At 67.7% G+C, this 8,437-nt stretch carries 8 protein-coding genes; 1 reads left to right on the top strand and 7 read right to left on the bottom strand.

Features of this window, described 5'->3' with window-relative positions; genetic code table 11:
• The 7 genes from ABZS97_RS42545 to ABZS97_RS42515 form a co-directional block, all read right to left on the bottom strand.
• Positions 1 to 1,593 (bottom strand): NADH-quinone oxidoreductase subunit G (locus ABZS97_RS42545; protein ID WP_356148812.1); only part of this gene is annotated, 1,593 nt, incomplete at its 3' end.
• Entirely contained in the window at positions 1,590 to 2,966 is a 1,377-nt protein-coding gene (gene nuoF, locus ABZS97_RS42540; protein ID WP_356148809.1) for an NADH-quinone oxidoreductase subunit NuoF, read from the bottom strand. The genes ABZS97_RS42545 and nuoF, both read right to left, overlap by 4 nt.
• Complete coding sequence (nuoE, locus tag ABZS97_RS42535; protein ID WP_356148816.1) at positions 2,966 to 3,790, bottom strand: NADH-quinone oxidoreductase subunit NuoE; 825 nt, start codon at positions 3,788 to 3,790, stop codon at positions 2,966 to 2,968. Before nuoE ends, nuoF begins: the two co-directional genes overlap by 1 nt.
• Positions 3,791 to 3,819: 29 nt before the next feature.
• Positions 3,820 to 5,154, bottom strand: coding sequence for an NADH-quinone oxidoreductase subunit D (locus tag ABZS97_RS42530; RefSeq protein WP_356148806.1), 1,335 nt, complete (start codon positions 5,152 to 5,154; stop codon positions 3,820 to 3,822).
• Positions 5,151 to 5,903: an NADH-quinone oxidoreductase subunit C gene (locus ABZS97_RS42525; RefSeq protein ID WP_356148803.1), complete on the bottom strand. Its 753-nt coding sequence runs from the start codon at positions 5,901 to 5,903 to the stop codon at positions 5,151 to 5,153. The genes ABZS97_RS42530 and ABZS97_RS42525 overlap by 4 nt, the downstream gene beginning before the upstream one ends.
• The gene (locus tag ABZS97_RS42520) at positions 5,900 to 6,454 is read right to left on the bottom strand and encodes an NADH-quinone oxidoreductase subunit B (protein ID WP_003998928.1); all 555 of its coding nucleotides are present in this window, start codon (positions 6,452 to 6,454) and stop codon (positions 5,900 to 5,902) included. Before ABZS97_RS42520 ends, ABZS97_RS42525 begins: the two co-directional genes overlap by 4 nt.
• 13 nt (positions 6,455 to 6,467) lie before the next feature.
• A complete protein-coding gene (locus ABZS97_RS42515) occupies positions 6,468 to 6,827 on the bottom strand; it encodes an NADH-quinone oxidoreductase subunit A (protein WP_007383963.1) in 360 nt (119 codons plus the stop codon).
• A gap of 713 nt (positions 6,828 to 7,540) precedes the next feature.
• On the opposite strand from ABZS97_RS42515, the gene ABZS97_RS42510 reads away from it, so the two are divergent.
• Positions 7,541 to 8,386, top strand: a complete 846-nt coding sequence (locus ABZS97_RS42510; protein WP_356148800.1) for a C40 family peptidase — start codon at positions 7,541 to 7,543, stop codon at positions 8,384 to 8,386.
• Positions 8,387 to 8,437 lie beyond the last annotated feature (51 nt).

Genomic DNA, 8,437 nt, shown 5'->3' with positions numbered 1-8,437 from the left:
GCCCGCCTCGATCGCGCCGCGCTCACCGGCCCGGCGCGCAATCCACACCAGCTCGGCGCCGGTCGCGGACGCGGCCCGTACGGCCGCGGTGAGCCCGCCGGCCACGGCGGCGAGCCGCTCACCGACGACGAGCACGGCGCCTTCGGCACGCAGCACCTCGGCGGCCCTGGCACCGTCGCCCTCCAGACCCACGCCACTCGCGAGGGCGTCCAGCCACTCGGTCTCGGTGCCGGGTGCGGCGGGCAGCAGCGTGCCGCCCGCCTTCTCCAGGCCCCGTGTCACGTGCGTGGCGAGCGAGAACGTCCGCTGCTTGTGCGCGCGCCAGGCCTTGCGCAGTCGCAGGAAGACGCCGGGCGCCTCCTCCTCGGACTCGAATCCGACGAGCAGGACGGCGGGCGCCTTCTCCAGCGCGGTGTACGTGGCCCCCGTACCGTCGAGGTCCCGTCCGCGTCCGGCGACCCGGGCGGCCAGGAAGTCGGCCTCCTCGGCGCTGTGCACGCGCGCGCGGAAGTCGATGTCGTTCGTGTCGAGGGCCACGCGCGCGAACTTGCTGTAGGCGTAGGCGTCCTCGACGGTGAGACGGCCGCCGGTCAGGACACCGGTCCGGCCCCGGGCACCTCCCAGCCCCTGAGCCGCCGCCTCCAGGGCCTCAGGCCAGGAAGCGGGTTCCAGGACACCTTCCGCGTTGCGGACCAGAGGGGTGGTGAGGCGATCGGTCTGCTGTGCGTACCGGAAGCCGAACCGCCCCTTGTCGCAGATCCACTCCTCGTTGACCTCGGGGTCCGCTGCCGCCAGGCGCCGCATGACCTTGCCGCGCCGGTGGTCGGTGCGCGTCGCGCAGCCGCCGGAGCAGTGTTCGCAGACACTCGGCGTGGAGATCAGGTCGAAGGGGCGGGCGCGGAAGCGGTACGCCGCCGACGTGAGCGCGCCCACGGGGCAGATCTGGATCGTGTTCCCGGAGAAGTACGACTCGAAGGGGTCGCCCTCACCGGTGCCGACCTGCTGGAGCGCCCCTCGCTCGACCAGCTCGATCATCGGGTCGCCCGCGATCTGGTTGCTGAACCGGGTGCAGCGGGCGCACAGCACGCACCGTTCACGGTCGAGCAGCACCTGCGTGGAGATCGGGACGGGCTTCTCGTAGGTCCGCTTCTTTCCTTCGAAGCGGGACTCGGAGTTGCCGTGCGACATGGCCTGGTTCTGCAGCGGGCACTCGCCGCCCTTGTCGCAGACCGGACAGTCCAGCGGGTGGTTGATGAGCAGCAGCTCCATCACACCGTGCTGGGCCTTCTCGGCGACGGGCGAGGTGAGATGCGTCTTGACGACCATCCCGTCCGTACAGGTGATCGTGCAGGACGCCATCGGCTTGCGCTGGCCCTCGACCTCGACGATGCACTGGCGGCAGGCGCCGACCGGGTCGAGGAGCGGGTGGTCGCAGAAGCGGGGGATCTCGACGCCGAGTTGTTCGGCGGCCCGGATGACCAGGGTGCCCTTGGGCACGCTGATCTCGGCGCCGTCGATCGTCAGCGAGACGAGATCTTCCGGCGGAACCGCCGCCTCTCCCCCTCCGGAGGGAGCGCTGGTGGTCACCGTCATGCGTTCACCTCCGTGTGCTTGTCCGCCCAGGCCGTCGACTTGGCCGGGTCAAAGGGGCAGCCGCGGCCCGTGATGTGCTGCTCGTACTCCTCACGGAAGTACTTGAGCGAGGAGAAGATCGGCGACGCGGCACCGTCGCCGAGGGCGCAGAAGGACTTGCCGTTGATGTTGTCGGCGATGTCGTTCAGCTTGTCGAGGTCGGACATGACGCCCTTGCCCGCCTCGATGTCGCGCAGCAACTGCACGAGCCAGTACGTGCCTTCGCGGCAGGGCGTGCACTTGCCGCAGGACTCGTGGGCGTAGAACTCGGTCCAGCGGGTGACGGCGCGTACGACGCAGGTCGTCTCGTCGAAGCACTGGAGTGCTTTTGTGCCGAGCATGGAACCCGCGGCGCCCACTCCTTCGTAATCAAGAGGGACGTCGAGGTGCTCGTCGGTGAACATCGGGGTCGAGGAGCCGCCCGGCGTCCAGAACTTCAGCTGGTGACCGGGCCTGATCCCGCCGCTCATGTCGAGGAGTTGACGCAGTGTGATGCCGAGCGGGGCCTCGTACTGGCCGGGGCTGGCGACATGGCCGCTGAGCGAGTAGAGCGTGAAGCCCGGGGACTTCTCGCTTCCCATCGACCTGAACCATTCCTTGCCCTTTTGGAGAATTGCGGGAACTGACGCGATGGATTCGACGTTATTTACAACAGTCGGGCACGCGTAGAGGCCCGCGACGGCAGGGAAAGGGGGACGAAGCCGCGGTTGTCCACGGCGGCCTTCGAGCGAGTCGAGCAGCGCGGTCTCCTCACCGCAGATGTACGCGCCCGCGCCCGCGTGCACGGTGAGCTGGAGGTCGAGCCCGCTGCCAAGGATGTCTTCGCCGAGGTAGCCCGCCGCGTAGGCCTCTCGTACGGCCTCGTGCAACCGCCGCAGCACTGGGACCACTTCACCGCGCAGATAGATGAAGGCATGCGACGACCGAATGGCATAACACGCGATCACAATGCCCTCGATGAGGCTATGCGGGTTCGCGAAGAGGAGCGGGATGTCCTTGCAGGTGCCCGGCTCCGACTCGTCGGCGTTGACAACTAGATAGTGCGGCTTTCCATCTCCTTGCGGAATGAACTGCCACTTCATTCCGGTGGGGAATCCCGCACCGCCGCGGCCCCGCAGACCGGACTCCTTCACGTACGCGATCAGGTCGTCCGGCGACATGGCGAGGGCCTTGCGCAGTCCCTCGTATCCCTCGTGCCTTCGGTAGACGTCCAGCGTCCAGGACTTGTCCTCGTCCCAGAAGGCCGACAGCACCGGCGCGAGCAGTTTCTCGGGGCTGGTCTCTCCCCCGGCCTCCGGCCGTGAGGTGCCCCCGTACTGGGTGGACACGGTCATCACTCCCCCTCCTCGGCGACAGGACCCGCCGGGTGGGACGGATCGGAGGCCGACGTCTGCTGCGGCGCGTCGTGCGAGCTGAGGTGCTCGGTCGGCGACGGGTCGTGCGGCCGCTCGTCCTCGGGAGCACCGGAGCCTCGCGGGTGGACCACGCGCGCGGGGTGGGTCTCCCCCTTGGCCAGGCGGAGGCCGATCAGCGAGGCGGGTCCCGCGCTGCCGGTGGCCTCGACGGCTCCCTCACGCGTGTCGGGGAAGCCGGCCAGGATCCGGGCGGTGTCCTTGAACGTGCACAAGGGGGCGCCGCGGGTGGGCTCGACCTGTGCTCCCGTGCGCAGGTCGTCGACGAGATGCTTCGCGGAGGCCACGGTCTGGTTGTCGAAGAACTCCCAGTTGACCATCACGACCGGCGCGAAATCGCAGGCCGCGTTGCACTCGATGTGCTCGAGGGTGACCTTGCCGTCGTCGGTGGTCTCGCCGTTGCCGATGCCCAAGTGGTCCTGGAGCGCCTCGAAGATGGCGTCGCCACCCATCACCGCGCACAGGGTGTTGGTACAGACGCCGACCTGGTAGTCACCGCTCGGCCTGCGCCGGTACATCGAGTAGAAGGTCGCGACCGCGGTGACCTCGGCCGTGGTCAGGCCCAGCATCTCGGCGCAGAACCGCTGGCCGGTGCGCGTGACATGCCCCTCCTCCGACTGCACGAGATGCAGCAACGGAAGGAGGGCGGAGCGGGAGTCCGGGTAGCGGGCGATGACCTCGCGCGCGTCCGTCTCCAGCCGCGCACGGACGTCGTCCGGGTAGTCGGGCGCGGGCAGTTGGGGCATGCCCAGGCTGACGCCCTCGGGGGTGGTGGTCACCGGTCGACGCCTCCCATCACGGGGTCGATGGACGCGACGGCGACGATGACGTCGGCGACCTGGCCGCCCTCGCACATCGCCGCCATGGCCTGCAGATTGGTGAAGGACGGGTCGCGGAAGTGGACCCGGTAGGGGCGGGTGCCTCCGTCGGACACGACGTGCACCCCGAGTTCGCCCTTGGGCGACTCGACCGCCGCGTACGCCTGTCCCGGCGGGACGCGGAAGCCCTCGGTCACCAGCTTGAAGTGGTGGATCAGGGCCTCCATGGAGGTGCCCATGATCTTCTTGATGTGGTCGAGGGAGTTGCCGAGTCCGTCCGGTCCCAGGGCGAGCTGGGCCGGCCAGGCGATCTTCTTGTCCGCGACCATCACCGGGCCGGGCTGCAGCCGGTCCAGGCACTGCTCGACGATGTGCAGCGACTGGCGCATCTCCTCCAGGCGGATCAGGAAGCGCCCGTAGGAGTCGCAGGTGTCGGCGGTCGGGATCTCGAAGTCGTAGTTCTCGTAACCGCAGTACGGCTGCGCCTTGCGCAGGTCGTGCGGGAGGCCCGCCGAGCGCAGAACCGGGCCGGTGGCGCCGAGGGCCATGCAGCCGGCCAGGTCGAGGTAGCCGACGTCCTGCATGCGGGCCTTGAAGATGGGGTTCCCGGTGGCGAGCTTGTCGTACTCGGGAAGGTTCTTCGTCATCTTCTTCACGAACTCGCGGATCTGGTCCACCGCGCCGGGCGGCAGGTCCTGGGCGAGACCGCCGGGCCGGATGTACGCGTGGTTCATCCGCAGGCCGGTGATGAGTTCGTAGATGTCGAGAATGAGTTCACGATCACGGAAGCCGTAGATCATGATCGTGGTGGCGCCCAGCTCCATGCCTCCGGTGGCGATGCACACCAGGTGCGAGGAGAGCCGGTTCAGCTCCATCAGGAGCACCCGGATGATCGAGGCGCGGTCGGGGATCTGGTCCTCGATGCCGAGCAGCTTCTCCACGCCGAGGCAGTACGCCGTCTCGTTGAAGAACGGCGTCAGGTAGTCCATGCGCGTCACGAACGTGGTGCCCTGCGTCCACGTGCGGTACTCGAGGTTCTTCTCGATGCCGGTGTGGAGATAGCCGATGCCGCAGCGGGCCTCGGTGACCGTCTCGCCGTCGATCTCCAGGATGAGCCGGAGCACCCCGTGGGTGGAGGGGTGCTGCGGGCCCATGTTGACGATGATGCGCTCGTCGTCGGACTTGGCCGCGGTCTCGACGACCTCGTCCCAGTCGCCACCGGTCACCGTATATACGGTGCCCTCGGTGGTCTCACGGGCGGATGCGGCAGAAGAAGGGGTCTGCGTGCTCATGAGTACGACCTCCGCTGGTCCGGAGCCGGGATCTGGGCGCCCTTGTACTCGACGGGGATGCCGCCGAGGGCGTAGTCCTTGCGCTGCGGGAAGCCCTGCCAGTCGTCCGGCATCATGATCCGCGTCAGCGCCGGGTGACCGTCGAAGATCAGGCCGAAGAAGTCGTACGTCTCGCGCTCGTGCCAGTCGTTCGTCGGATAGACGGGGACCAGTGACGGGACGTGCGGATCAGCGTCGGGGGCACTGACTTCGAGGCGGATCAGCCGGTTGTGGGTGATCGAGCGCAGGTGGTAGACGGCGTGCAGCTCGCGACCCTTGTCGTGCGGGTAGTGGACTCCGCTGACGCCGGTGCACAGCTCGAAGCGGAGGGCCGGGTCGTCGCGCAGGGTCTGGGCGACGCGGACCAGGTACTCGCGTTCGATGTGGAAGGTGAGCTCGTCGCGGTCGACGACCGTCTTCTCGATCGCGTTCTCGGGGACGAGCCCCTGTTCCTCCAAGGCGCCCTCCAGCTCGTCGGCGACCTCGTCGAACCAGCCCCCGTACGGGCGGGCGGACTCACCCGGGAGCCGGATCGAGCGGACCAGGCCGCCGTAGCCGGAGGTGTCGCCGCCGTTGTTGGCGCCGAACATTCCGCGCTGGACGCGGATCTCCTCGCCCGCGTCACCACGCTGGCCGGGGAGGTTGGAGGCGCTCAGGTCCTTCTCGGGGTTCACCCCGTTGCTCGCGCCGTTGCCGTTCGCGTCGCTCACCGCAGCAGGCCCTTCATCTCGATGGTGGGGAGCGCCTTGAGCGCCGCTTCCTCCGCCTCGCGGGCCGCCTCCTCGGCGTTCACGCCGAGCTTGGAGGTCTGGATCTTCTGGTGGAGCTTGAGAATCGCGTCCATCAGCATCTCGGGCCGCGGCGGACAGCCGGGCAAATAGATGTCGACCGGGACGATATGGTCGACGCCCTGCACAATGGCGTAATTGTTGAACATTCCGCCCGATGAGGCGCAGACCCCCATGGAGATCACCCACTTGGGGTTCGGCATCTGGTCATAGACCTGCCGCAGCACCGGCGCCATCTTCTGGCTGACGCGCCCGGCGACGATCATCAGGTCCGCCTGGCGCGGTGACCCGCGGAAGACCTCCATACCGAAGCGCGCCAGGTCGTAGCGCCCGGCGCCGGTCGTCATCATCTCGATGGCGCAGCAGGCGAGTCCGAATGTCGCGGGGAAGACGGACGCCTTGCGCACCCAGCCCGCGGCCTGCTCGACGGTGGTCAGCAGGAAGCCGCTCGGCAGTTTTTCTTCGAGTCCCATGCTTAAAGGCCCCTCAGTCCCATTCCAGGCCGCCGCGCCGCCACACGTACGCGTACGCCACGAAGACGGTGAGCACGAAGAGCAGCATCTCCACGAGCCCGAAAACACCCAGGGCGTCGAAGGTGACGGCCCAGGGGTAGAGGAAGACGATCTCGATGTCGAAGACGATGAAGAGCATCGCCGTCAGGTAGTACTTGATGGGGAAGCGCCCACCGCCGGCCGGCGTGGGGGTCGGCTCGATACCGCACTCGTAGGCCTCAAGCTTGGCCCGGTTGTACCGCTTCGGCCCGATCAGCGTGGCCATGACCACGGAGAAGATCGCAAAGCCTGCCCCGAGGGCTCCCAGTACGAGGATGGGCGCATACGCGTTCACCGCTCCTCGCTCCTCTCAGTCGGCACTGACTGCTGGCGGATGCGTCGGACCCGATCCCTCGTTCACGTGCCCCGCGCACCCCGCCCGTCCTGGCGAAGATCGCGTACATGTGAAGCAGGTCACAAGCCCAACTGCCCCGCATCCTATGCCTGCCGGTCTGTGATCTGCGACACGGGGGCCATCAAGGACTTTGTGATCTCCACCACCCGGCGAAGGATCATGAAGTCGGATGAGCGGTGATCTTCATACGCGAAGCAGTCGAGTGATCACCAAGAGGTGACATTTTGCCTCATCATTGCTGGTCGGGGCCGTCTTGCATTATCAAGGCGCGGTTGTTCAGGGCAAATTGGCGCTGGACCAGAACCCTTGATAGAGGAGGCCGTTCACACATCAGAGGGAGAAGTGTGGACGGAAGTGGACGCGTGCACGCGTTCACGAGCGGGGCGGCCGCCACCTACGCGCGGGACGCGGCCATCACGGAGACCGTTCCGTGACCTGCGCCACATTCACAGCAGGGCCAAATAAACCGGGCTTGGCCACCGGGTCCAACCAGTGGTAGGACGCGGGCAATTCGGGCGTAACAATGAAAGGCCATGATCACGGGCTTGATCACCTGTGTCCGCAATGCCCGTTACGGCGTCAATAAAGAGTGACGCGTGGGAGATTCGGCCGCCGATTGAACAACTGTGGCGCACCACACGTTTCTTGAAGGTATGGAGGAGCCCCTGATACCGGTTGTACCCATGTCCCACACCGCTCACATACGCAGCCACCGGAAGCCCCGCCGCAACGCGTCGACGCTCGCGATGCGCGCCGGAGTTGCCGGTGGCGTCCTCAGCACCCTGGCAGTCGCCGGTGCGTCCGGTTCGGCGAACGCAGCCGAGCCCGTGACGCAGACGCTCGAACTGCCCGCCCTGACGGCCGACCTGGCCGCACAGGTCGCACAGTCCGCTGACGCCACACAGCAGGCCGCGGCGAACTACGAGCTGCAGGCCGAGCGCGACGCGGCCGCCGCGAAGGCCGCCAAGCAGGCCAAGGCGGACCTCGCCGACGCCAAGAAGAAGGCTGAGGCGAAGAAGAAGGCGGAGGCCGCTCGCAAGGCTGCTGCCGCCGAGGCCGCCTCGCGTTCCTCCGAGCGGACCGTTCTCTCCGCCTCGGCGTCCGCGTCGACGTCCACGTCCACGAATGTCTCCGCCCCTGCCAGCGGCAGCGTCGCGACGGTCATCTCGTTCCTCAAGGCGCAGGTCGGCGACGCCTACGTCATGGGCGGCACCGGCCCCAACGCGTGGGACTGCTCCGGTCTCGTGCAGGCGGCGTTCAAGCAGGTCGGCGTCGACCTGCCGCGCGTTTCACAGGACCAGTCGACGTCCGGTACGCCGGTGTCGCTCTCCAACATCCAGGTCGGCGACGTCCTGTACTGGGGTTCGGCCGGTTCGGCGTACCACGTCGGTGTCTACATCGGTAACGGCCAGTACCTGGACGCGGCCAACCCCTCCAAGGGCGTTGTCATCCAGGATCTTTCGGGCTACCCCGCCTCGGGTGCGGTGCGGGTGCTCTAGCACGCGGTGAAGACGCCGATGGTCGCCAACCCCAGGGGAGGCGGCCAACGG

The organism is Streptomyces sp. NPDC005485 (assembly GCF_040606085.1).
Taxonomy (GTDB): domain Bacteria; phylum Actinomycetota; class Actinomycetes; order Streptomycetales; family Streptomycetaceae; genus Streptomyces.
This window is presented reverse-complemented; position numbering and strand designations above follow the sequence as displayed.

Excerpts from the sequence above, each read along its gene's own strand:
- nuoF (WP_356148809.1), bottom strand. The coding sequence starts at position 2,966 with ATGACCGTGTCCACCCAGTACGGGGGCACCTCACGGCCGGAGGCCGGG.
- ABZS97_RS42510 (WP_356148800.1), top strand. The coding sequence starts at position 7,541 with ATGGAGGAGCCCCTGATACCGGTTGTACCCATGTCCCACACCGCTCAC.
- nuoE (WP_356148816.1), bottom strand. The coding sequence starts at position 3,790 with ATGCCCCAACTGCCCGCGCCCGACTACCCGGACGACGTCCGTGCGCGG.
- ABZS97_RS42520 (WP_003998928.1), bottom strand. The coding sequence starts at position 6,454 with ATGGGACTCGAAGAAAAACTGCCGAGCGGCTTCCTGCTGACCACCGTC.
- ABZS97_RS42530 (WP_356148806.1), bottom strand. The coding sequence starts at position 5,154 with ATGAGCACGCAGACCCCTTCTTCTGCCGCATCCGCCCGTGAGACCACC.